Source organism: Brevibacillus sp. AY1, assembly GCF_029870785.1.
GTDB classification, from domain to species: domain Bacteria; phylum Bacillota; class Bacilli; order Brevibacillales; family Brevibacillaceae; genus Brevibacillus; species Brevibacillus invocatus.
In genome coordinates, this window is the sequence record NZ_JAFLPN010000046.1 from 1 (window position 1) to 24,068 (window position 24,068).

A 24,068-nucleotide genomic window follows, 5' to 3' on the forward strand; every position below is an offset into this window, starting at 1 on the left:
AAAAGATTAGCGGAAGATAGTATAAGTGCAACTAAGGCTCCGCCAAAAGCTTGGCGTAGCCAAGTTTTCTAATTAGCGAAAAGATCAAGTATGATACAATATCGGCTATAGTACACGTGCAGGAGGAATGTATGGAGCTAACGTTACTGATCCAGACAATCGCCCAGGATACGGGTGTCAAAGCTCATCAGGCAGAGCGCACCATTGCTTTGCTGGACGAGGGGAATACGGTTCCTTTTATTGCCCGTTACCGCAAGGAGATGACGGGACAATTAGATGAAACACAGATTCGTGCGATTGAAGAAAGGCTTCGCTATTTGCGCAACCTGTCTGTGCGCAAAGAAGAGGTCTTACGCCTGATCGAGGAACAAGGAAAGCTGACTGATGAACTGAAGATGGCGATCGAACGAGCGGTAAAGCTCCAGGAAGTCGAGGATCTGTATCGACCCTACAAACAAAAGCGCCGCACACGTGCGACAATGGCCAAGGAAAAGGGTCTGGAGCCGTTAGCCGAGTATTTGTTGACACTGCCGAAAGCAGGAGATCCCGAACAGGAAGCGTCCCGGTACATCGACCCTGAGAAAGGTGTCCAGTCCGTGGAGGAGGCACTGCAGGGGGCGAAGGACATCGTGGCAGAGCAGCTCGCGGACGACCCGGATATTCGCCAGTGGATTCGGAAGCAAACGCTTCAAAAAGGCCTCTTGCTCTCTGAGCAGAAGGCGGAAGAAGCGGATGAGAAAAACGTTTATCAAATGTACTACGCGTATAGTGAGCCTGTGAAAAAAGTAGTGCCGCATCGCGTCCTGGCGATCAATCGCGGAGAGAGCGAAGGCATTTTGAAAGTGGCGGTAGAAGCGCCTGTTGCCGAAATCGTGGCTTGGGTGGAGAGACGCGTCATCCGTCATGAGACGGTCGTGCGCCTCCTTTTGCAGCAAACGGTAGAGGATGCTTATAAACGCCTGATTGCACCATCCATCGAACGGGAGGTGCGTTCGGAGCTTACCGAAGCAGCAGAAGAGCAAGCGATTCACATTTTTTCGGAAAATCTGCGCAATCTGCTGCTGCAGCCGCCAGTCAAAGGCAAGGTCGTGCTTGGCGTCGATCCCGCATATCGCACCGGGTGCAAGCTGGCAGTCGTAGACGAGACGGGCAAGCTGCTGGAGGTAGCAGTGGTGTACCCTACACCACCTGCCAATAAGGTCGCAGAGGCATCAGCCAAGGTGAAACAATTGATTTCGACGTATGGCGTCACGCTGATTGCGATCGGCAACGGAACCGCTTCACGCGAGACAGAGCAGTTCGTTGCCAACGTACTGAAGGAATTGAAGCAGGATATCCACTACCTGATCGTCAACGAAGCAGGTGCATCCGTCTATTCCGCATCGGAGCTGGCGAAGGAAGAATTCCCTGATCTGGATGTCGCCGAACGAAGCGCAGCCTCGATTGCACGACGCCTGCAAGATCCTTTGGCAGAGCTGGTCAAAATCGATCCCAAATCCGTAGGGGTCGGACAGTACCAGCATGACGTCTCTCAAGCCCGACTGGCGGACAGCCTGCAATTTGTCGTGGAATCCGCAGTAAACCACGTGGGAGTAGACGTGAATACGGCATCTCCGTCGCTGCTTCAGTACGTCTCCGGCATCAGCCGTCAGGTGGCTGGCAACATCGTCAAAAAACGGGACGAAGTTGGCAAGTTTACAGCGCGCTCCCAGCTGAAGGACGTGCCGCGCTTAGGCGCCAAGACGTTTGAGCAATGCATCGGCTTCTTGCGGATCGCCGACGGCAGCAATCCTTTGGACAAGACGCCGATCCACCCGGAATCCTATGATGCTACACACAAGCTGTTGGCGATGATGGATATAGCGGCTGAGGAGATCGGCAGTGAGATGTGCCGGGAGCGGTTGCAGTCGCTTCAGCTAGCTGAGACGGCAGAGAAGCTGGGCATTGGGGAGCCGACGCTCAAGGACATCGTGGAGAGCCTGCTGCGTCCTGGACGCGACCCGCGCGACGAGCTGCCCAAGCCGCTTTTGCGCAGTGATGTTCTCCAGCTGGCAGACCTGAGCGCAGGAATGAAGCTGCAAGGAACCGTGCGCAATGTAGTGGACTTCGGTGCATTCGTGGATATCGGGTTGAAAAATGATGGGCTCGTACACATTTCCCGCCTGAGAAAAGGCTTCGTCAAGCACCCGCTCGACGTGGTAACGGTAGGGGATATCGTGGACGTGTGGGTTGAGGATATTGATGAAAAGCGGCAGCGAGTAGGTCTGACGATGATCTCGCCAGTGGCTGAATAGGAAATAAAAAAGGTGGCGTCCTGTCATTGGGGACGTCCACCATGTTTTTCCCAGTATAAGAACCAACAGCTGTTCAGCAAGCGAATCTGGCGAACATCCTTCCCGATGAAGGCACGTTGCAACTGCTTGCGCATCCATTGTGGCATGAAGGTACCTCCTGGTGTTATTCGTCTATTGGCATTGTATGCACGTAGACGAACAGGAGGTACCTATTATTTCATGGCCAGGCTTATTCTTCATTCAAATACTCCAACTGAGCCTGTAGGGCACGGATTTCAGTCAAAAGGGAAATCAGCGGATATTCACTTTCTTTCAAAGCCGCAAAGCGTTGTTCCAATTGGCTGACGTAGTCCAACCCTTCTGTGATGCGATGCGCGGTGTCCAGAATTTCCAGGTCAGAACATTCTGCAAGGACATCAGGCAGTTTTGGCCGATCCGGGATGGTCAGTTTGCCGATCTCCTTGTCCAGTCTTTTCAACAAAGCAATGAGTTGATACATATGCGATTCGGGCATGGCGACGAATTGCAGCCCGGATTCATCTTGTAGCAGCAAATAACGCATAAGCTCCTCCACATTCAACGTTTTTCTCCCACCAAGTGTAGCCTATCCTTCTGGCACATTTCAACAGGAACTGCTATCGTGGAGGAAAGGAAGGCAGGGACGAGACATGACCGATCAGGAGCTGCAAATATTGGTGGAGGAGATCTCCAACCGCTATTTTGGTGTGGCATTTCGCCACCAGGCTCGCTTCAACAGCAGATTGCGGACGACAGGTGGACGCTACCTGCTGCGGACGCACAATATTGAATTGAATCCACGCCATCTGGAGGAGCACGGAGAAGAGGAACTGGTGGGAATTATCAAGCATGAGCTGTGCCACTATCATCTTCATCTGGCAAAGCGCGGGTATCGTCACGCGGATCGTGACTTTCAGGAGCTGCTGAAAAAGGTCGGAGGGAGCCGTTATTGTCAACAGGTGGGCGGAGGGCGAACACAGCTTCCTTATCGCTACGAGCTCATCTGCACGTCATGCCAAATGAGCTACAGGCGCAAAAGGAAGATGAATCCTGCACGCTACCGCTGCGGACGATGCACGGGAAAGCTGATCCTGCGTGAGTAGAATCCGGCCAATGCCCAGCAGCAGAACTAAGCTGGCACTTGTGCAGAGCGGCTTTCTTGCGTCCCTTCCGACGGCAACGGTATAATGGACTAACTATGCAGCAAAGGAGCGTTTCGGGTGGCACAAGATGAATTTTCCTTGATCCGGCAATGGACGAGCCGTTCGAACGGACAAGAAGGTGACGGCCTTACTGTCGGGATCGGGGATGATGCTGCCGTCTTTACCCCGGCGCAAGAGATGGAAGTCGTGGCTTGTTGCGATGCAATGACAGAGACTGTGCATTTTCTGAAGGAGACGATGAAGCCTGCTGATATCGGCTACAAGGCGGTCATCAGCAATATCAGCGATATCGCAGCCATGGGGGGCATTGCTCGGTACGCACTGATCAGCATTGCGGTATCCCCGAACTGGACAAAAGACGAGTACGAGCAAATCTACGATGGGATCTACGAAGCGTGTGAACAGTACGGAGTGCGTGTCATCGGAGGGGATACGGTCTCCTCGCCAGTCTCGCTGCACCTGTCTGTGACGGTGCTTGGAGAGGTGGAAAAGGGACGCGCTATTCGTCGTTCCCAGGCTTCACCGGGACAGCTCGTTTTTGTGACCGGGCATGTCGGCAGTTCTGCTGCTGGTCTTGACTTGCTGCTGAACCAAGAACGCCAGGAAGGTGAAGCTGGTGGGCAGGAGCTGATCGCTGCCCATCAACGACCGGCTGCCCAAATCAATGCGGGCAGATTGCTGCAAGCTTCTGAAGCGTGCGGGGCCTTGAACGATGTGAGCGATGGCTTGGCATCGGAGCTGTGGGAAATTGCCGAGGCCAGCGACGTGAGAATTGTCGTCGAGGTGGATCACATCCCGATATTGGAAGCAGCTCGAACCTATGCCCGGCAGCGCGGCAAGGATCCGTTGGATTGGGCGCTGTATGGCGGAGAAGACTACCAGCTGGTTGGAACCATTGAGGCAGACAGTTTGGCTGATCTCTCAGGCCGATTTGCAGAGCAATATATACCGTTTACGGTGATCGGACGAGTAGAAGCACAAGGAACAGCTGTGGTGATTGTGCGTGAGGGCCAGCGAAAAGTGCTGCCTAAAGCGGGCTTCAACCACTTTGGACATGTGGATGGAGAGAGGAGATGACGGCAGTGGCGTACCAGTGGACACTCACAGGAGTGGAAGAGACACAGCGTTTTGCCGAGCGCCTGGCCGTCTTCCTGCAGCCCGCAGACCTGTTGGCGCTGGAGGGCGATCTAGGGGCAGGCAAAACGACGTTTACGCAAGGGCTGGCACGAGGATTGGGAGTGCGGAGTGTGGTGAACAGTCCGACCTTTACCATCATAAAAGAGTATCAGGGGAGCTTGCCGTTGTACCATATGGACGTCTACCGGGTCGGGGATGATGTGGATTCGCTAGGCCTGGATGACTATTTTTTTGGTGAAGGAATATGTGTGGTGGAATGGGCATCCTTGATCGAGGATGTCTTGCCGCCGGAGCGTTTGACGATTTACCTGCGCAGGATCAGCGACGAGCAGCGCTTAGTCGAGATGGTGCCGCAGGGAGAGCGCTACGTGAGATTGTGTGAGGAGTTTGATTTTTGATGCGCGTACTGGCGATTGATACATCCAATCTGGTATTAAGTGTAGCCGTAGTGGAGGAAGAACGGGTCCTGGCCGAGATGACGACCAATCAGCAGAAAAACCACTCTGTTCACATGATGGATTGTGTAAGCGAGCTGCTCGACGCTACGAATACGTCACCGGAGGAATTGAGCGGGATTGGGGTAGCGAACGGACCTGGTTCGTATACCGGGGTACGCATCGGGGTTGCTTCGGCCAAAAGCATCGCCTGGTCACTCGGCTTGCCGATCATAGGCGTCTCCAGCCTGCAGACGATTGCCATGAATGCGCTGGGCTTTCCGGGATTGATTGTGCCCTTGTTTGATGCACGCAGAGGGCAGGTTTACTCGGGCTGCTTTAAGGCGCAGGATATGCAGGTGGCCCATGTGCACGAGAAGGAAAGAATCATTCTGCTGCAAGAGTGGCTGCCCCTCCTGCGAGATCAGGCTTCTGGGGAGCCGATACTCTTTCTCGGAGAGGACGTGCGCATGCATCGTCAGACGATCGAGCAGGTATTGGGGGAGCAGGCACGCTTTGCTACTCCTGCGTTTAACCATCCTCGGGCAGCCCACATCGGCTACCTGGCCATGCGCCAGCTGCAGGAGAGCGGCAATGTGCATGAGCTGGTCCCAGAATATCTCCAGTTGGCGGAAGCAGAAGCGAAATGGATGGCCCAAAAGCAGGAGGGTTCGGTAAAGGAGTAATCATATGGAACAAAAGTTTGAGCTTGGATTCCGTTTTATGACGCTTGAGGATATTCCTGCCGTCACCGAGCTGGAACGACTGTCGTTCACGACTCCTTGGCCGCATGATGCCTTTGTCAACGAGCTGACGAAAAATCCCAACGCTCGTTATGTCGTCGCTTTGCATGAGAATAAAGTGGTCGCTTACTGCGGGATGTGGATCATCCTGGATGAAGCGCATATTACGAATGTGGCTGTTCATCCCTCGTATCGCGGACAGAAGATCGGCGTCCGGATGATGCAAAAAATGATGGGTGTTGCGGTGATGTTCGGGGCAAAAAGCATGACGCTTGAAGTGCGGCCTTCCAACACGGTAGCACGCAGCATGTACGTCAAGCTGGGCTTTAAGGAACATGGGGTCAGGAAACGATATTATTCGGATAACAACGAGGATGCCATTATTATGTGGGTGACTTTGCAATGAACAATACGAACCTATCGCGCTACGAACAGCGCGTAAAGCAAGCTTTTCAGGCACACAAGGAATCGGGTGGCCCGACTTATATTTTGGGTATTGAAACGAGCTGCGACGAGACCTCGGCATCTGTCGTAAGAGACGGACGTGAGGTCCTGTCCAATGTGATCGCCTCCCAGGCCGATATTCACAAACGTTTTGGCGGTGTCGTGCCGGAGGTGGCTTCCAGGCGTCACGTGGAGAATATCACGCTGACGATTGAAGAAGCGCTGCGCGATGCAGACAAAAAACTCGAGGATATCCACGCTATCGCGGTCACGTACGGCCCCGGTCTTGTCGGTGCCCTTTTGGTAGGGGTGGCGGCAGCCAAGGCCATTTCGCTGGCACGTGGCATCCCGCTGATCGGGGTCCATCATATAGCAGGGCATATCTACGCCAATCGTTTGGTGGAAGAGATGGATTTCCCGCTGATTGCCCTGGTCGTATCAGGGGGACATACGGAATTGGTCTGGATGAAGGGGCACGGTCAGTTTGAGATATTGGGCGAGACGAGAGACGATGCAGCCGGGGAAGCTTACGACAAGGTAGCCCGTGCGCTCAACCTGCCTTATCCGGGTGGTCCGCACATCGATCGTCTGGCGTTGGAAGGGGAACCCAATGTACCCCTTCCTCGCTCCTGGCTAGAGCCGAACTCCTATGATTTCAGCTTCAGTGGTCTTAAATCCGCTGTTTTGAATACCTTGCATAATGCGGCGCAGCGCGGCGAAACGATTCAGCCGGCCAATCTGGCTGCCAGCTTTCAAGATTCGGTCACTGAGGTTCTGGTGGAAAAAACGCTGCGCGCCGTCCGGGAATTCGGAGCGAAGCAGGTATTGCTGGCTGGTGGTGTGGCGGCAAACCGTGGTCTGCGTGAGCGGCTGCAAGCGCGATGTCAACAGGAAGGTGTACCGCTAGTCATTCCGCCACTCTCCCTGTGTACCGACAACGCGGCCATGATCGCGGCAGCTGGCTTTATTCGCTATGAAAAAGGAGAGTTTGCAGGGCTGAATCTCAACGGTGTACCTGGACTGTCGCTGTCTGAGCATGAATGATAATAAAACGGGGGTTGTTCCTTTTTGGGACAAACTCCCGTTTTTCATTTCCGCTCGGTAAAAGCAAAGAGCGTAACTTGTTTCTCTGTTCGTTTTTCCTCTCCTCCACCAAAGCACAGTCAATAACAAAAGGGGTTTCTCTTTCTTATCCACAAACTTTGGATAACTTTTTTGTCTGTTCTTCCCTTCCCCTGTGAATACTGGTGATAACTATGAAAAATGACCGGGAAAATGGCCTGGAACCTGTGGATTCTTCTGTGGAATATGTGGATAAAGCGGGTGCAGTTATCAACAGGGGGATACAAGATGATGAGAAAATGCCTTATTTTTCTGTCAGTTTTACTGCTGCTTTCCTTTGCGCAAAAATCGGATGCAATCCAGCCATCGCAAGGATCACAGGTGATTGTGCTGTTCGTGGAGGGGATGTCTTTTTTCGATTTGGAGGAGCTTCGGAAATATCCACATGTGGATAGGTGGATGGATGATGCCGGGGCAGGGGCGATGTCTGCGCGCACGCCGGGGACACGAAATGCAGCCAATACCTACCTGCTGATGGGAGGAGGCTCCCAAGCCCTGTATACGGACCGAAGCGGTACGGCCTATCATTTCGATGAAGCGTTGCCTACCAAAAAGACGGCAGGTGAACACGCCGCAGATCTGGGGCTTGACCATACGGGAGCAAACATCGTGTTTCCCGGTATTTTCCGGCTGCTGACAGACAATCAGAACAAGCCATACACACCGCGAATCGGTTTGCTGGGTAGCACGCTGGCAACACACCAGGTACCGATTGCAGCTTACGGAAATGGTGATCATGGGGATGTACGGCAACGTCACGCCGTTTTGTTTGCGATGGACGAGCAGGGGCGTGTGCCTGATGGGGATGTTTCCAGCTCAACGCTTCAGTCTGTGGCAGGGTATCCTTACGGCGTAAAAACGAATTACTCCTACCTGGAGGAAAACATCCTGAAGGACACCCGTTCTGGCGTCATTGTGGTTCAGCTGTCCGATCTGTCTCGACTTTATCAGCTGGCAGACGAGATGGAGTCCGGTCAGTTTGCTCGACAATACGAACGTGTCTTAACCGAGTTTTCCGCGTTTCTCGATCACCTCCTCTCCGCTCGCAGGGACAACCAGATGGTCATGCTCGTTTCGCCAGCTGTTCACGCCAAGGCAGTCCAGGAAAAGAAGCTGCTGACTCCAATCATGATCTGGCGGGGAGAGGAGCATGGCCTGATTACCTCTTCCACTACGAGACAGCCAGGGCTGGTCAGTGGACTGGATGTACTGCCTTCGATTCTGAACTGGTTGAAAGTCCCGATGCCTGAAGGGGTCACAGGTCACGCATTTCGTGTACAACAGAATGGACAGGATGTAACAGACCTTTTCAGGCAGGTGGAGTACATTCACCATACGTATGCTACGCGTTCCTCCGTACTGTACACGTATGTCATGCTGCAGATGATTACGCTAGCCAGCGCGGTCATCCTCTGGATATGGGGGAGAAAAAATCATGAAGGAGAGAGAGGCGAACGTGTACGTAGAGGAGTAAGGCTAGCGCTGCTGGCCATGCTCTGGTTTCCCTTTTTGCTTCTGGTCGAAGCTGCCGTGTCCTGGCAGGTAGCCGGGCCAGTCGTTTTGGGCGTCCTGATCATGGTTTCCTTGCTTCTTGCCTTTGTCCTGGAAAGCTTTCCATTGTCTCGCACAGTGGCGATTGTCAGCGGATTGACTGTATTCGGGCTGCTGCTGGACGGATGGACGGGAGCGACGCTGATGCGGCAGTCTTATTTGGGGTATGACCCGGTTATTGGGGCCAGATTTTACGGGCTGGGGAATGAGTATGAAGGCGTTTTGATCGGAGCTGCCACTCTGTTCGTGGCAGCACTGTACCAGATGTTCGCAGCCAGACAGAGAAGTCGAGGGTGGAGAAGGCATATTCTTCCTGTGAGCTCGGCCATTCTGTTCGCAACTGTACTCTACTACATGGTAGCGCCTGATCTTGGGACGGATGCAGGGGGCTTTCTTGCGGGGATGATTGGCTTTTTTGTAGCGGGGACACGTCTTCAAGGCTGGACGCTGGGAAAAAAAGGCCTCCTGCTGTTGGCAGGTGGCCTCGCAGGTGGTGTGCTTGTTCTCATGGCAGGCAGCTTGCTGACCGATCAGCCATTGACGCATGTGGGACGCGTATCGCAGCAGATCGTATCCGGCAATTGGATGGAAGTAGCCCAGATGGTGGAACGCAAGCTGGAGATGAATATCCGCTTGATTCGCGTCTCGATCTGGAGCAAGGTATTTGTCGTATCGCTCATCATACTGGGCTTGCTGTCCTTGAAAAATGACCGCTTCCTGCGACATCTGGCACTCGATTACCCATATTTGGTCAAAGGCTTTGCAGGGGTGATCGCGGGTTCGCTCGCAGGTCTTGTCTTGAATGATTCCGGAATTGTGACGGCTGCTACCTGCATCATGTTTTTGGTCGTACCTGCGCTTTATGCGGCGCTCGGAAACGGACCGATGACGGATGTACCGCCAGAAGGAACGAAGCTCAGGGATGTGGGTGACTGATGGCTTTACTCCTGGGAGAGCTGGCTCCACTCATCGTACAGCAGCTCCAGCTCTTCCTTTGCAGCCTGGATCTGATCATTTCGCTCCTTGGCTTGCATATGATCGCTGTAGACCTCGGGAAGACATAATTCCTCTTCCCATTTGCTGATCGCGGTTTCCCGCATCTGGATCGTCTCTTCGATCTCTTCAAGACGGCGCTGGCGTTGACGCTCGCGTCGTTTTGCCTCTTTATCCAGCTCGTAGGAGCTTTTTTCTGTCTGGACAGGAGCAGCTCCTGTCTTTTTTGCCTGTAGGGCGACTTGTTCGGCTGCCAGCTCGGCCAATTCCTGTTTCTTTTCCACGTAGTAATCGTAGTTGCCCAGATAGCTGGTTACGCCATTTGCAGACAGTTCCAGCACACGGCTTGCGATTTTGTTGAGGAAGTAGCGGTCATGGGAGACGAACAGGATCGTACCGGGATATTCATCGAGTGCGTTCTCCAGCACTTCCTTGCTGTAGATGTCCAGATGGTTGGTCGGCTCGTCAAAGATCAGAAAATTGGCCTGTTTGAGCATCAGCTTGGCCAAGGAGACGCGAGCGCGTTCACCGCCTGATAGATCCGAGATCTTCTTCTGCACATCGTCGCCGCTAAACAGGAAGTTGCCGAGCAAGGTGCGCACGTCTTTTTCCAGCATTTGCGGGTATTCGTCCCAGATTTCACCGAGTACGGTACTGCGTTCATTCAAATTCCGGTGCTCCTGGTCGTAGTATCCGATAGTGACGTTGCTGCCGAGCTGAATATCACCTCTCAACGCTTGTAGCTGAGAGACGATAGTTTTGAGCAGCGTTGATTTGCCGATACCGTTGGGACCGACCAGTGCGACCCTCTCTTCCCGTTCGATCTCAAAAGTAAGCCCGGAGGAGAGGACAGCATCAGGGTAACCGATCGCGACATTGTTCGCTTTCATGACGATATTTCCGCTCATCTTGGCGACGTCGAAGGAAAAGTGTACCGACTTGTTTCTCATGATCGGCTTATCCAGGCGGTCCATTTTTTCCAGCGTTTTGCGCCGGCTTTGTGCCCGCTTGGTCGTCGTAGCGCGAGCGATATTGCGGGCGATGAAATCCTCCAGCTTGGCGATTTCCTCCTGCTGCTTGTCGAAGCGTTTCAAATCCTGTTCCAGACGAGCAGCCTTCTGATCGAGAAATTGACTGTAGTTGCCGACATAGCGGGTTGCGCGGGTCCGCTCAATTTCGTAGACGACCGTGACCAGCTTGTCCAGGAAGTAGCGGTCGTGGGAGACGACGAGAATGGCGCCCTGGTAGTTTTGCAAATAGCTCTCCAGCCATGTGAGTGTTTCGATATCCAGATAGTTGGTAGGCTCGTCCAGCAGCAGGATGGTAGGAGACTGCAAAAGCAGCTTGGCCAAAGCCAGGCGCGTCTTCTGACCGCCGCTCAGCGTGCGAATCGGGGTCGTGTAGTCCATGTCGGCAAAGCGCAAACCATGCAAGACGCCACGGATGGAGCCTTCATAGCTGTAACCGCCCTTTTCCTTGAATGCCTCAAAGCGGCGCGCGTAATCCTCCATGATTTGCTGATAGCGCTTTTCGTCGGCGATTACTGTGGAATCCCCCATCTTGGCTTCCAGCTCGCGCAAATCACGCTCTTCCTTTTGCAGATGCGAAAATACGCTGAGCAACTCGTCCCAGATCGAGCGTTCCGATTCCAGACCGCCATTTTGCGCCAGATAGCCGATCGAGACATCCTTGGGAATCCGCACAATGCCGCTGTCGCAGCTCAATTCTCCCGACAGGATCTTCATCAGGGTTGATTTTCCCGCACCATTGACACCGACCAGACCGACGCGTTCTCCGGTTTGTACTTGCAGAGAAATGTCCTGTAAAATGGTCTCGACTCCGTACGTTTTTTCTATATGTTCAGCTTGCAGCAAGATCATCTGTTTCACCTCTTTATATACTATATTCAAGTGTAGCTTAGAGAGCGAGCGCGGGACAAGTCTGTAGACCTGTTCCTGACGTATACGCCAGATGCGGGGAGGATAAAAGCATGGATAAAAAAGAGCTTCGCCGTCATTTGCTGCAAAAACGAAAACTGCTGTCGCCAGAGCTCCGAGAAGCTTTTTCGCAAAGAGCCTGCGAATGGATGCTCGACTGTGAAGAGCTGAAAAAAGCGAAAGTGATCATGGCTTTTCATCCATTTGGGGAGGAACTGGACATTCTGCCGTTTGTCGAAGAGGTTAGGAAACGAGGGGGAGAGATATGGCTGCCCCTGACCATTTCGGCAGAGCGTCGCCTTGTTCCGTATCGATATGACGGACCTCATATGCTGAAGCAAGGGGTGTACGGGATTTGGGAGCCGGACCCGGCAAAAGCAGTGGTGATGGATTGTAGTCGGCTGGATGCCATTTTGGTTCCAGGTGTGGCATTTGATTTGCGCGGTGGCAGAATGGGGTACGGAGCGGGATATTACGATCGCTTTCTCGATGGCCTGTCGCACTCGCACCGTCCTTTTTTACTCGGAGTCGGCTTCTCTTTGCAGGTGGTGGATGAGGTGCCCTTGGAGCCCCACGATATTTTATTGGATGGGATTGTCACAGAAGAAGGTTGTTTCCATTCGTGAAGGTTTTGTGTCAGAGCGCTCTTTTCTGCCAGCGGTATCTACAGCACGGACAAAAAAGTGTACAATACTATCGAATGATAAAACGGAGGTATGAGCTGTGGGTAGATGGAAGGTAGGAGTGATTTCGGCAAGTGATTCGATCGCGAGAGGTGAGCGAGCGGACGACCGAATTCCGATTATTCGACAACTGACTCGTGAATGGCTGCAGGTTGACGTAGCTATATACCGCGCTGTTACTGATGATATGGAAGATCTGAAAGAAAATATGATTGAACTGGTGGATCGGGAAAAATGCGATCTGCTAATCGTGACTGGAGGCACTGGACTCAGTCCGCGTGACGTAACGCCAGAGGTGACAGCTTGGGTCATGGACAGGCCTGTTCCGGGGCTGGCTGAAGAGATGCGGCGTGCTGGACTCCAACAATCGCGTCGTGCTATGCTGACACGTGCGGTAGCAGGTACCCGCGGCAACTCCTTGATCATCAACCTTCCGGGAAATCCGAAGGGTGTAGAGATTTGCTTTAACGCAATTGGAGACATGCTTTCCGATGCTCTGCATATCTTGCAGGGAACGGGTGAGGCCAATGAAGATTGGGGAGGATACGGTTGGTAGAAAAACCGAAGATGCGGGAAGTGCCGGTACGCGAGGCCATCGGCATGATGCTTCCGCACGATATGACTCAAATTCTTCCTGGTGAATTTAAAGGGCGCTTGTTCAAAAAAGGACATGTCGTCACGGCAGAAGATATTGAACCGCTGCTCTCGATCGGGAAGGAGCATATTTACGTACTGGAAATGCCAGAAGGCTTTATCCACGAAGAAGAAGCGGGAATTCGAATTGCGCAGGCCGTTTCTGGAGAAGGCTTGACGCTGACAGAGCCGTATGAAGGAAAAGTGTCGATGAAGGCAGCTTACAAGGGACTTGCCAAAATCAATGAACAAGCTGTACATGCCCTGAATGCACTGGAGGGCATTGCGTTTTCTACGATTTATGGCGATCAGGTCGTACAGCCAGGAGATACGCTGGCAGCGACTCGAATCATTCCGCTGATCATGGAGGAAGCGCGCATTGTAGAGCTGGAGCAGCTGGCCCAAACCTTTGCAGGTCCGATTGTGCAGGTAAAGCCGTTTTTGAAGAAACGGGTAGGTCTGGTCACCACAGGTGGCGAAGTATTTACCGGAAGAATTGCCGACAAGTTTGGTCCGGCTATTCGCGCCAAGGTAGAGGCACTCGGGTCTGAAGTGGTCGAACAGCGCTTTGCGCCTGACGATAAAGAGGCGATTGAGAAAGAGATCAAATGGTTCCTGGATCAAGGAGTGGACCTGGTGTTGGTCACAGGCGGGATGTCTGTCGATCCGGACGACCGGACTCCGGGAGCGATTGCAGGGGTAGGCGCGCAGATTGTGCGCTATGGAACACCGATGCTGCCGGGTTCGATGCTGTTGGTATCCTACTACGGAGAGATCCCGGTTTTGGGTCTTCCAGGGGCTGTCATGCATGAGCCGTTTACGTCGTTTGATGTATTTTTGCCGCGCATCCTTGCAGGGGAGCGCATTGAAGAGTCGGATATGACGCGTTTGGGATATGGCGGTTTACGCAAGTGTTAGCTGGTTAGACTGGCATATAACAGGATAAAGGAGTGAAACAAGATGAGTACGATTGGAATTCCTGGTTTAATTCTTATTTTGGTTTTGGCACTTGTATTATTTGGACCTAAGAAGCTTCCGGAGCTGGGGCGGGCAGTGGGACATACCCTCAAGGAGTTTAAAAATGCCACGCGCAGCCTGACCAGCGACGATGATGAAGAAGATGATAAGGCGAAGGCCAAGGAGCTAGCAGCGAAAACGGCAACGCCTGCCCCTGCTGCAACAACCGCAACTACCGCCGCAACTTCAACTGACAAGACGACAGCCGCTGCGGATCAGGATGCTTTGGATCGTGAGAGAATCGAGCGGGAGGTTCGGGAGCGTCTCGAGCGTGAACGCCTGGAAAAAGAAATCCGCGCAAAGCTAGAACAAGAGCGTCTGCAAGCTGAACAAGGACAGCATAAGGCGTAATTGGGTAAGGTGGGTTCCATGACCGAACAAGAAATGACAGTGGTTGAGCATCTGACAGAGTTGCGCAAGCGAATCATGTGGGTGTTGGCCGTTTTTATTGTTGCGTTGATTGCCGGCTTCTTTTTGGCTGGTCCGCTGATTGAGTATTTAAAGCAACAACCGATTGCTGACGGCGTTCCGATCATCTCGCTTCATCCATCTGACGCCCTGCGTGTGTACATGCAGGTGGCTGTCCTGGTAGGAGTCGTTGTGGTACTGCCCGTAGCACTGTATCACATTTGGCGTTTTGTTTCCCCGGGTCTGCGGGAGACTGAGCGCCGCGGTACGCTGTACTTCATTCCGGCAGCGTTCCTGTTGTTTATCATGGGACTTCTATTTGGCTACTACATCGTCTTCCCGATGCTGATGCAATTCATGTCCAATCTTTCTGGAAGCATGGGGATTAATCCCAATTACGGCATCGGAGAATTCTTCAGCTTCATGTTTAACATGGTGATCCCTTTCGGAGTGCTTTTTCAATTGCCGATTGTCGTGATGTTTCTTACTCGCTTGAAGATCCTCAATCCGATGAGACTTGCCAAAATGAGACGCTACGCCTATTTTATCCTGGCTGTGATCGCCATTACGCTGACACCGCCTGATATTATGAGTGACGTCCTGGTGACGATCCCGCTCTTGCTTTTATACGAGATCAGCACCTGGCTGTCCCGGATTGTCTATCGCAAGCAGCTGAAGGAACAAGAACAATGGGAAAAGGAATATAACATGGAAGCGGATGAAGTAAGCCGCTAAAAAGGCAAGTCCCCTGATACAAGTGCAGGGGACTTTTTCTTATGCGGTTTCAAAAAATAGGATGTGACAGCTTCTCATAAGACATACTAGTACGGAGCAATGGGGAGGTGGTCGTATGTGGCTTATTCTTTCTTTGGCACTGCTGTTTTCACCGGCTCATGCAGGCGCGATGGCAAAACCGGTAGAGCTGGCTGATCAGTCGGAGCGCGTAGAACTGTTTGATACGGACAAGCAGCAGGTCGTCGAGACGTTTCCCAATTCTGCAACCTTTCAGGATCAGGCGGGCAAGATTCTAGACAGTGTGAGTGGTCGGGTACTGGAGCTGAATCCAGTTTTGGAACACGCCATGATCGTGAAAATTCCTTTGGTGCCGCCCAAACGATTGGTGCATAAACCTTCGCGTCTTGATACACAGATCGCGGCGATGTTTGTGGTCATGCCGAAAACGGGTAGGCGGGCACCGTGGCTGATTTTGCATACCAAGCAATACGAGACCGTCGTCGTCGAGTTTTCTGCAAAAGTAGACGCGTTACGCGTGCAGCTCCGCCTGCCCAAGTAAAAGAAACCCGGCTTGTGAAAAAAGGTGTGGCGAAGCACGGTTACTTGGAGATAGTCAGGAAAGCTTGCGTGTAATAATCGGTGATCACTCCGACACCGAGCTGGGAGAAGCCTTTTTCCAGGACGTTTTTACGGTGTCCGGGACTGTTCATCCAGCTTTCATGGGCCTCAATCGCGTCGGGATAGCCAGCTGCGATATTTTCACCTGCCATCGTGTAGCGGATGTTGGCTTGCTTCAGGCGAGCGAAAGGATCCAGGCCAGTAGTTGCCGAGACATGGTCGAAGAAGTCGTGGTTGGCCATGTCCTGACTATGCTTCCGGGCCACTTCTGCAGCTTCGCCGTGCCATTGGAGCGGTGGCAGCTTGTAGCGGTAGCGGGTGACGTTGACCAGATCCAGGATTTGTCGCTCGTACGCGGCATTGACCAGCTCTCTTTGCTTCACCGTGAGCGCCGGAGGATCGAAGTTGGGAGCTTGTCCGGTGTACGTCCATTTCGTTTCATAAAAACCGCCGCGCAGCAGCATTTTTGTATCCATCATCCGCACAGCTGTTACCTTGCTGCTGTTTTGCTGATCCAGGTAATAGATCACCGGCTTGCTGTCTTTCATAACCAGCGGGCGTTGATGCTTCTGGTTGGTGATCTGGACTTTTGCTCCCATATACGAAAAGGTAACGATATTTTGCAGCGGGTGTTTGTTTTCAATCGATTTCAGGCTGGCTCCGATACCTGTGCCGCCCAGCTTTGCCAAAGGAGCGTTGGAATACAGATCGACGACCTTGTCATCCACGACGCCCACCTGGAGATAGGAGGCATAATCCTTGTTATAGATCCACCATTGATAGCCGAGGCTGCTCGGTTCCATGCGATCAGGCTCGCCAAGCAGATCAGTGACTTCCTTGGCTGACATGCCGAGCTTTAATCCGAATAGCTCGTAAGCCGGTTCGACAACAGCGCCTGTCTTTTTGGGAGCGGACACAGGCTGACTTGGCTCAGCTTTGGCAGGGGGAGCTGCCTGGGTTACCGCAGGCTTTATCGCGCTCGCATCCGCCACCATAGTAGGGGATGAAGCTTCAGGCGCTTTACCCACCCAGGCTGTTGAACTCTTTTGGTCCCATCCGACTTGCTTGTCGAGCTGTTCCCCGATCAGAGAAAGTGGAACGTACAAGGTTCCCTGATACTCCAGGGTGGCGGGGAGCGATTTTCCGTCTTTCTGCCTGTCAGCCGACAGGGTACTGGCGTTAATTTCCTGACCGTCCCAATAGATGGCCGCAGGATTGACGTTTACCCGAACCGTTGAGGAATTGTCCCAAGAGATAAGTCGTGTGATCCCGACCATCGTAAGTGTAATCACACCAAGTAAAAACCAATTGCGCATTTCAGGGTCCCTCCTTGGACGTCTGGACTGAACTCTATGCTTTGATTATATGAGCCCGTTTTTTTGCTAGAACCTCGTTGCTAGAAAAATGCCAACTGCTAGAGAGAGTTGAAAGAACTGATAGATGGAAAAAAGTGAGGGAAACTACTTGCAAAGTAAAAGGTGATTCATTATTATAGGAATTGGGTGTTAGCACTCGCTCAAGTTGAGTGCTAACAACACATACTTTCTAACCTACATTTTTTGAGGAGGGTGTTTTTAGTGCTGAAGCCATTGGGTGACCGTGTGGTAATTGAAGCTATCTCCAAAGACGAAACGACCGCAAGCGGGATCGTTCTGCCTGACACGGCAAAGGAAAAACCGCAAGAAGGCCGCATTATCGCTGTAGGCTCTGGTCGTGTTGCTGACAACGGCGAGCGCATCGCGTTGGAAGTAAAAGAAGGCGACAAGGTAATTTTCTCCAAGTACGCCGGCACTGAAGTGAAAGTGGATAACAAAGAATATCTGGTGCTTCGCGAATCCGATATCCTGGCGATCATCGGTTAACTAGCTCTTCACATAGGAATACGATTGGAAAACACATAAAGCAGGAGGTAGAGATCAGATGGCAAAACAAATCAAGTTCTCTGAAGACGCTCGCCGCTCGATGCTCCGTGGTGTGGAAACACTGGCAAACGCGGTAAAAGTAACACTCGGTCCAAAAGGACGCAACGTGGTACTGGAGAAAAAATTCGGTTCCCCGCTGATCACCAACGACGGTGTAACTATCGCGAAAGAAATCGAGCTGGAAGACGCTTACGAAAACATGGGTGCGCAGCTGGTTAAAGAAGTTGCGACCAAAACAAATGACATCGCTGGTGACGGTACCACGACTGCAACGGTTCTGGCTGCTGCTATGATCCGTGAAGGTCTGAAAAATGTAACCGCTGGTGCCAACCCGATGGTAATCCGTCGCGGTATGGAAAAAGCAGTTCGCGCTGCTGTAGAAGAAATCAAATCTATCGCGAAGCCGGTTGAGAACAAATCCTCGATCGCACAAGTAGCGGCCATTTCTGCTGACGATCAAGAGGTAGGAAACCTGATCGCAGAAGCGATGGAAAAAGTGGGCAAAGACGGCGTTATCACTGTTGAAGAGTCCAAAGGCTTCGTTACAGAGCTGGAAGTAGTAGAAGGTATGCAATTTGACCGTGGTTACGCTTCCCCTTACATGATCACGGATACTGACAAGATGGAAGCGGTTCTGAACAACCCTTACATCCTGATCACAGATAAAAAAATCTCCAACATCCAGGAAGTTCTGCCTGTACTGGAGCAAGTTGTACAAAGCGGCAAACCACTCCTGATCATCGCAGAAGATGTGGAAGGCGAAGCGCTGGCTACTCTCGTAGTGAACAAACTGCGTGGTACCTTCACAGCTGTAGCGGTTAAAGCTCCTGGCTTTGGCGACCGCCGCAAAGCAATGCTGCAAGACATCGCTGCTTTGACTGGTGGCGAAGTGATCACAGAAGAGCTGGGTCTGGATCTGAAATCCACCAAGCTGGAACAACTGGGCCGCGCAGGCAAAATCGTGGTTACCAAAGAAAACACAACGGTTGTTGAAGGTGCTGGCGACAAAGCTGCTATCGAAGGCCGCGTAGCGCAAATCCGTCAACAAATCGAAGACACCACTTCCGATTTCGATCGTGAAAAACTGCAAGAGCGTCTGGCGAAACTGGCTGGCGGCGTAGCGGTTATCAAAGTGGGTGCAGCTACTGAAACTGAATTGAAAGAGAAGAAGCTCCGCATCGAGGACGCGCTCAACTCTACTCGCGCAGCGGTAGAAGAGGGTATCGTACCTGGTGGTGGTACTACTCTGATCAATGCAATCAAAGCTGTTGAAGCTGTAAAAGTAGAAGGCGAAGAGGCAGTAGGAATACAAATCGTACTCCGCTCCCTGGAAGAGCCAGTTCGTCAAATCGCAGCGAACGCAGGACTGGAAGGTTCTGTAATCGTAGAGCGTCTGAAAAAAGAGCCTGTAGGCATCGGTTTCAACGCAGCCAGCGAAGAGTATGTTAACATGCTCGAAGCAGGTATCGTAGACGCTGCGAAAGTAACTCGCTCCGCACTCTCCAACGCTGCATCTGTAGCGGCTATGTTCCTGACTACAGAAGCGGTAATCGCGGACAAACCAGAAGAAAACAAAGCTCCTATGGGCATGCCGGATATGGGTGGCATGGGCGGTATGGGCATGATGTAAGAAACGGTCTCGTACACCGTTTCGAAAAGAGGCAGACAACACGTCTGTCTCTTTTTTTAATGGTTGTTTTCGGAAATATTAAAATAAAGATTGAAAAAATATTTCCTGAATTATTATAATATTATAAAATAATACTACATAGTGCATTACACAGATGGGCAGGCAACAAATAGCTGACGTGGAGGCGATTTTACAGTGAGACGTGTAGGGGTTTGGTTGTTTAGCGCTGTACTGATGTTTGTTTTATCCGCATGTAGTGGTGGTGGTGCATCCACATCTGCTCCAGCTGAGCAGACGCCTGCAGCACAGCAGCCGCAGCCGGCGGCAGAAGAAGCAAAGAAGGATCCGGTAGAACTGGTCATGTACAGCTGGCGCCCGGAGGACAAAGAGGCGTATGAAGGCTTTATTGCCGAGTTTCAAAAGATGCATCCGCACGTGAAGGTGAATTTTCGCTCTTTCAAATCTACGGAGTACAATACGATCTTGACCAACTCGCTGACAGCGGGATCCGGAGTTGACATCTTGCAGCTTCGTCCATACGCAGGTGCCGCTTCGATCGCTGATGCAGGCTATCTGCTGCCGATTGACGACGTTCCGGGCGTAGCAGACATCCCGCAGTCTTATCTGGATGCTGCTCGTGGAGAAGATGGCAAAGTATACGGCGTACCGCTCTTCATCAACTCAGCCGTTATTTTCTACAACAAGCAGCTTTTCCAGGATCACGGGTTGCAGACACCAACGACATGGGAAGAGTTTTTGCAAGTATGCGAAGCCCTTTCTCAAAAAGGTATTATTCCCGTAGCGCAAGCAGGCAAGGCCGCTTACTTGCTCTCGTACACGCATAATGTCATCGGGACGAGCGCATTCGGCGGAGAGGAGTATGTAGAAAAGCTGCTATCTGGCGAGGTTAACTTTACCGACCCAGCGTTTAAAGAGTCGATCAAGCGGATGAGCGATCTGGTGCCGTACTTCCCGAAAGACTTCATCGCCATCGACGACAAGGATGCACAAGCGCTCTTTTATACCGGAAAAGCAGCGATGTACATCAACGGCAGCCACCGCCTGGAGACATTTGAAAACCTGAACGCTGACTTGCCGCTCGATATTATGCCGGCACTGGCGAAGGAAAAAGGCGGCGAGACACCGATGATCAACTGGGTCGATGGCTCCTATGGAATAGCTAAGGCAACCAAGCACCCGGAGGAAGCAAAAGCCTTCATCCAATTCCTAGCTTCCAAGGAGTTTGGTCAGATGTTCAGTGATCAGTTGAACAGGCTTAGCGCGATCCCAGGGGTAGTGCCTCAGCATCCGATGTTGAAAAAGATGACCGAGCTAAGCGAAAAAAGCATGACCAGTTATATGATGCTTGTTCACTTTAGTGAAGGCACACCTACCACCAAGACGACATTTGAGAATTCATTGCAGGGAATGTATATTGGGCAGCTGGCGGTAGACAAAGTGGCAGAGGATACGCAGGCTTCGCTTGAAAAGTGGTTCCAGCCGAAGAAGTAGCGGGTTAACCAGCAGGGACACGCAGGTACAGTCCAGGCAAGTCGCTTGGCTGTACCTGTTTTCACTTTTGTATCTGTGCTTGGTTTGTCTGCTGATTAACCTTGGTTGTCTGCTTCCCGATGAGCCACATACAGTTTTTGTTGAAGGAGGGATTGGAGCGTATGGCTGTTTTGCAAAAAGAGACTGAGCCAAAACTCAAGGTGCCCAAGCAAAAACGCATCAATTGGAAAAAACAGCTCGTCCATCTGTTTTTGCTGCCTGCCCTGGTATTGTTTATCTGGTTCCAGCTATATCCGATTTTGTCTGCATTCTTAAACAGTTTTTACTCATTCCAAGGGATGCGACGAGGTGAGTTTGTCGGTTTAGACAATTTTGTTCTCCTATTCACGGAGTCTCCGTTCAAGGAAACCTTTAGCCGAGCCTTTGGCCACAACCTCATCTTTTTCGTGGGGACAATTATTTTCAAAATGGCGGTCGCATTTTTGCTCGCTTTGCTGATCAATAGCAAAATCCGCGGCAAAGAGTTTTTTAAAACGGTTATTTTTCTGCCGAAGCTCTTATCCGTGATCGTCGTCGGCTTTTTGTTCAGCCTGATTTTGAATCCTACGTACGGTGCGCTTAACACGATTTTGCAATTCATCGGGTTGGAAGAGTGGGCGCGTCCCTGGCTGGGTGATCCCGATACAGCACTGTATACGATCATCCTGGTCAATAGCTGGTACGGATTAGGCTTTTCCATGCTGATCTTTCTCGCAGGACTGCAGGCAATTCCTCAGGAGATTTACGATGCAGCCAAAATGGATGGTGCATCCGGATTGACGATGTTGCTGAAGATTACCATTCCATTGGCGATGCCTGCCATTATGGTGATGTCGATCCTTACCTTTATCGGGGCGTTTGAGACGTTTGAGTTGATCTTTGCGATGCAAGGCTCGCAAGCGGGCCCGTACTATTCGACCGATGTATTGGCTACCTATTTTTACCGCTTAGCGTTTGGTTCTGTAGATGGCGGAGAATCGATCGGTTTAGGTTCAGCCCTTGCTGTCGTACTCTTTTTAATGATTTCCAGCGCAACGGCTGTGCTGCTGTTTTTCTTCAAGAAAAAAGAATTTGAACAATAGGAGGAGAGCATGGCGGGACGAATTGGACAGTTTGCCAAATACCTGATTTTGTCGCTTGTATCCCTATCTATACTGTATCCGTTCTTTCTCATGATCTCCTCATCGCTGAAAAGCAATGTGGAGATTCTTACCTCGCCACTTGGGCTGCCTTCCAACTTTTCGTTGGAGAACTACGTTTTGGTCTGGGAAAAGGTGAGCTTTGGCAAGTACGTATGGAATAGCATCTACGTAAGCGGGCTATCGGTCATATTGATTTTGTTTGTCTCTTCGTTAGCTGCCTTCTATCTTTCCCGCTTTACGTTTCGCTGGAATGCTTACATTCTGTTTTTCTTTATGGTTGGGTTGATGTTGCCGATGAAGCTAGCCATTTTGCCGCTTTATATGATCATGTTGCAGCTTAACTTGCTTGACACACTGACTTCCTTGGTCGTTTTGTACGTTGCTGGAGGAATACCGTTTGCCGTATTCGTGTTTTATGGTTTTTTTCGCACGTTGCCTACCGAGTTGGATCAATCTGCGCGATTGGACGGGTGCAACAACTTTCAGGTTTATTATAAAATCATTCTCCCTTTGATGAAGCCGGCACTTGGAACCGTAGCGATCGTTCAGTTGATCGGCGTCTGGAACGATTTCTTTTACCCGCTCATCTTTTTAAAAAGCGAAGAGCTGAGCACGATTCCGCTTGGCGTGCTGACGCTGTTCGGTGAGTATGACACGGAATGGAATCTGCTGTTTGCCAGCTTGACGATTTCTTCTCTGCCCATGATCATAGCGTTTTTGTTTGCATCCAGGCAGTTTATTGAAGGACTTACTTCGGGGGCGATAAAATGAGTCGGCGATGGATTACGTTTGATCTGGATGGTACGTTGATGCAAAATCCTTTTTCAAAATGGGTATTCCCGGAGATTGCTGCTGCAGTCTCCGGTCAGTTGGGCCAATCATACGACTCTGTTTCCGCCCTGACGGCTGAGCATGAGCGACGAATGGAACAAGGCAGGTACGTGGAAGCTTATGACTGGGACGAGATGCTCGCCAGGTTGTGCCAAGAGTTGGGCATCGAGAAGTCTGTTGACATAGAGGAGTTGGTACAAAAACATTCTATTTCTCCCAAGGTGTATTTGCTTGAACCGGAGATTCCACAGCTGTTGCTTGAGATGAAGGCTCAAGGTTATGCTTTGGCTGCAGTGACAAACGGTTTTTACAAATACCAAGCACCTGTGATGCAAGCATTGAGTCTGCTCGATTGCTTTGATGAGGTCGTCACACCGGAGAGAGCAGGTACGGGCAAGCCTGACACGGTGATCCTGGATATGCTGGCAGGGAAAGTAGTGGCTCATGTAGGGGATCGTTTGGATCACGATATACTGCTGGCCAATCGTGCCAACGCTGTCTCTGTTCTAATAGAAAGGGGTCTTTCGCAGAGGGCCAGCTCGCTTTTCCCTGTACAGCGACCGCATGACGATGAGGTCGTCCAAGTGTTGCGGGAAAAGCGGCGGAAGGAAAGCGGGAGAATGCAAGGCATAACGGAAACTGTGCTTCCTAGTGAATACAGGCCGACTATTGTAATCCGTTCCATACAAGAACTGATGCCATTTTTGAAAGAATGGAAGGGGGGGTGATTTTTTCTTGATCTTTTGCTTGCTTTTTTTGATTGGAGTTGCTATGATAACTCTTGTCGCTTTTGAGAGTGTTTTTAAAGAGAATGAAAAAAACATCACTTTTTTAAAAATAACTCTTGATTTCCCGGCTAAGACGTGATAAAGTTTAAAGGGTCGGCAACGAAACGCTGACGAGAAAACGAAACGCTCTTTGAAAACTGAACAGCGAAAGCGTTGATGAGTCTATCATGAATTGATTTGCCAGCTTTGAACCAGATACAAAACTTTATTGGAGAGTTTGATCCTGGCTCAGGACGAACGCTGGCGGCGTGCCTAATACATGCAAGTCGAGCGA

24 protein-coding genes and 1 rRNA gene are annotated in these 24,068 nt (G+C 51.5%); 21 read left to right on the forward strand and 4 right to left on the reverse strand.

Going from position 1 to position 24,068, the window contains the following annotated elements:
• The first annotated feature begins 131 nt into the window (after positions 1-131).
• Entirely contained in the window at positions 132-2,294 is a 2,163-nt protein-coding gene (locus JZI27_RS21945; protein WP_280209306.1) for a Tex family protein, read from the forward strand.
• A gap of 23 nt (positions 2,295-2,317) precedes the next feature.
• Here JZI27_RS21945 and cmpA read toward each other — a convergent pair whose 3' ends face one another.
• Together cmpA and JZI27_RS21955 are read right to left on the reverse strand one after the other, a co-directional pair.
• Complete coding sequence (gene cmpA / locus JZI27_RS21950; RefSeq protein WP_122910245.1) at positions 2,318-2,440, reverse strand: cortex morphogenetic protein CmpA; 123 nt, start codon at positions 2,438-2,440, stop codon at positions 2,318-2,320.
• An 83-nt stretch (positions 2,441-2,523) separates the two neighbouring features.
• The gene (locus JZI27_RS21955; protein ID WP_280209307.1) at positions 2,524-2,856 is read right to left on the reverse strand and encodes a hydrolase/acyltransferase; all 333 of its coding nucleotides are present in this window, start codon (positions 2,854-2,856) and stop codon (positions 2,524-2,526) included.
• 106 nt (positions 2,857-2,962) lie between these two features.
• Between JZI27_RS21955 and JZI27_RS21960 the strand changes: the two genes are divergently transcribed.
• The 7 genes from JZI27_RS21960 (at position 2,963) to JZI27_RS21990 (ending at position 9,842) form a co-directional block, all read left to right on the forward strand.
• Entirely contained in the window at positions 2,963-3,415 is a 453-nt protein-coding gene (locus tag JZI27_RS21960) for a SprT family protein (RefSeq protein WP_280209308.1), read from the forward strand.
• 117 nt (positions 3,416-3,532) lie between these two features.
• Positions 3,533-4,552, forward strand: a complete 1,020-nt coding sequence (gene thiL / locus JZI27_RS21965; RefSeq protein ID WP_280209309.1) for a thiamine-phosphate kinase — start codon at positions 3,533-3,535, stop codon at positions 4,550-4,552.
• On the forward strand, positions 4,549-5,010 hold the full coding sequence (tsaE, locus tag JZI27_RS21970) for a tRNA (adenosine(37)-N6)-threonylcarbamoyltransferase complex ATPase subunit type 1 TsaE (protein WP_122910249.1): 462 nt from the start codon (positions 4,549-4,551) through the stop codon (positions 5,008-5,010). The genes thiL and tsaE overlap by 4 nt, the downstream gene beginning before the upstream one ends.
• Positions 5,010-5,732: a tRNA (adenosine(37)-N6)-threonylcarbamoyltransferase complex dimerization subunit type 1 TsaB gene (gene tsaB, locus JZI27_RS21975; protein WP_122910250.1), complete on the forward strand. Its 723-nt coding sequence runs from the start codon at positions 5,010-5,012 to the stop codon at positions 5,730-5,732. Before tsaE ends, tsaB begins: the two co-directional genes overlap by 1 nt.
• Positions 5,733-5,736: 4 nt before the next feature.
• Positions 5,737-6,195 carry a ribosomal protein S18-alanine N-acetyltransferase gene (rimI, locus tag JZI27_RS21980; RefSeq protein WP_122910251.1) on the forward strand — a complete coding sequence of 153 codons (459 nt, stop codon included), beginning with the start codon at positions 5,737-5,739 and terminating at the stop codon, positions 6,193-6,195.
• The gene (tsaD, locus tag JZI27_RS21985; RefSeq protein WP_122910252.1) at positions 6,192-7,277 is read left to right on the forward strand and encodes a tRNA (adenosine(37)-N6)-threonylcarbamoyltransferase complex transferase subunit TsaD; all 1,086 of its coding nucleotides are present in this window, start codon (positions 6,192-6,194) and stop codon (positions 7,275-7,277) included. The genes rimI and tsaD overlap by 4 nt, the downstream gene beginning before the upstream one ends.
• A 306-nt stretch (positions 7,278-7,583) precedes the next feature.
• A complete protein-coding gene (locus JZI27_RS21990; RefSeq protein ID WP_280209312.1) occupies positions 7,584-9,842 on the forward strand; it encodes a hypothetical protein in 2,259 nt (752 codons plus the stop codon).
• 5 nt (positions 9,843-9,847) lie between these two features.
• Here the strand turns inward: JZI27_RS21990 and JZI27_RS21995 are convergent, their stop codons facing one another.
• Positions 9,848-11,779: an ABC-F family ATP-binding cassette domain-containing protein gene (locus JZI27_RS21995; RefSeq protein ID WP_280209314.1), complete on the reverse strand. Its 1,932-nt coding sequence runs from the start codon at positions 11,777-11,779 to the stop codon at positions 9,848-9,850.
• Between the two features lie 110 nt (positions 11,780-11,889).
• On the opposite strand from JZI27_RS21995, the gene JZI27_RS22000 reads away from it, so the two are divergent.
• From JZI27_RS22000 to JZI27_RS22025, 6 genes are all read left to right on the forward strand, one after another.
• A complete protein-coding gene (locus JZI27_RS22000) occupies positions 11,890-12,462 on the forward strand; it encodes a 5-formyltetrahydrofolate cyclo-ligase (RefSeq protein WP_280209316.1) in 573 nt (190 codons plus the stop codon).
• A 97-nt stretch (positions 12,463-12,559) separates the two neighbouring features.
• On the forward strand, positions 12,560-13,075 hold the full coding sequence (locus JZI27_RS22005; protein ID WP_122910255.1) for a MogA/MoaB family molybdenum cofactor biosynthesis protein: 516 nt from the start codon (positions 12,560-12,562) through the stop codon (positions 13,073-13,075).
• Complete coding sequence (locus JZI27_RS22010) at positions 13,069-14,070, forward strand: molybdopterin-binding protein (protein WP_280209318.1); 1,002 nt, start codon at positions 13,069-13,071, stop codon at positions 14,068-14,070. Before JZI27_RS22005 ends, JZI27_RS22010 begins: the two co-directional genes overlap by 7 nt.
• Positions 14,071-14,112: 42 nt before the next feature.
• On the forward strand, positions 14,113-14,520 hold the full coding sequence (gene tatA, locus JZI27_RS22015; RefSeq protein ID WP_122910257.1) for a twin-arginine translocase TatA/TatE family subunit: 408 nt from the start codon (positions 14,113-14,115) through the stop codon (positions 14,518-14,520).
• 18 nt (positions 14,521-14,538) lie between these two features.
• Positions 14,539-15,312 (forward strand): twin-arginine translocase subunit TatC, encoded by a 774-nt coding sequence (gene tatC / locus JZI27_RS22020; RefSeq protein WP_122910258.1) that lies wholly within the window; start codon positions 14,539-14,541, stop codon positions 15,310-15,312.
• Between the two features lie 115 nt (positions 15,313-15,427).
• Positions 15,428-15,871, forward strand: coding sequence for a hypothetical protein (locus JZI27_RS22025; protein ID WP_251245062.1), 444 nt, complete (start codon positions 15,428-15,430; stop codon positions 15,869-15,871).
• Positions 15,872-15,911: 40 nt separating this feature from the next.
• On the opposite strand, the gene JZI27_RS22030 is transcribed toward JZI27_RS22025, so the two are convergent.
• The gene (locus tag JZI27_RS22030) at positions 15,912-17,246 is read right to left on the reverse strand and encodes a CAP-associated domain-containing protein (RefSeq protein WP_280209320.1); all 1,335 of its coding nucleotides are present in this window, start codon (positions 17,244-17,246) and stop codon (positions 15,912-15,914) included.
• 261 nt (positions 17,247-17,507) lie between these two features.
• Here JZI27_RS22030 and groES point away from each other — a divergent pair, with 261 nt between their 5' ends.
• The 7 genes from groES to JZI27_RS22065 all read left to right on the forward strand — a co-directional run.
• Positions 17,508-17,792: a co-chaperone GroES gene (gene groES / locus JZI27_RS22035; RefSeq protein WP_122910261.1), complete on the forward strand. Its 285-nt coding sequence runs from the start codon at positions 17,508-17,510 to the stop codon at positions 17,790-17,792.
• Between the two features lie 58 nt (positions 17,793-17,850).
• On the forward strand, positions 17,851-19,482 hold the full coding sequence (gene groL / locus JZI27_RS22040; protein ID WP_251245061.1) for a chaperonin GroEL: 1,632 nt from the start codon (positions 17,851-17,853) through the stop codon (positions 19,480-19,482).
• A gap of 195 nt (positions 19,483-19,677) precedes the next feature.
• Positions 19,678-20,994 (forward strand): ABC transporter substrate-binding protein, encoded by a 1,317-nt coding sequence (locus tag JZI27_RS22045; protein WP_280209323.1) that lies wholly within the window; start codon positions 19,678-19,680, stop codon positions 20,992-20,994.
• 161 nt (positions 20,995-21,155) lie between these two features.
• Positions 21,156-22,115 (forward strand): carbohydrate ABC transporter permease, encoded by a 960-nt coding sequence (locus JZI27_RS22050; RefSeq protein WP_122910263.1) that lies wholly within the window; start codon positions 21,156-21,158, stop codon positions 22,113-22,115.
• Between the two features lie 9 nt (positions 22,116-22,124).
• The gene (locus JZI27_RS22055; RefSeq protein WP_122910264.1) at positions 22,125-22,946 is read left to right on the forward strand and encodes a carbohydrate ABC transporter permease; all 822 of its coding nucleotides are present in this window, start codon (positions 22,125-22,127) and stop codon (positions 22,944-22,946) included.
• Complete coding sequence (locus tag JZI27_RS22060; RefSeq protein WP_251245059.1) at positions 22,943-23,734, forward strand: HAD family hydrolase; 792 nt, start codon at positions 22,943-22,945, stop codon at positions 23,732-23,734. Before JZI27_RS22055 ends, JZI27_RS22060 begins: the two co-directional genes overlap by 4 nt.
• Positions 23,735-23,999: 265 nt before the next feature.
• Positions 24,000-24,068 (forward strand): 16S ribosomal RNA (locus tag JZI27_RS22065); the annotation flags it as partial.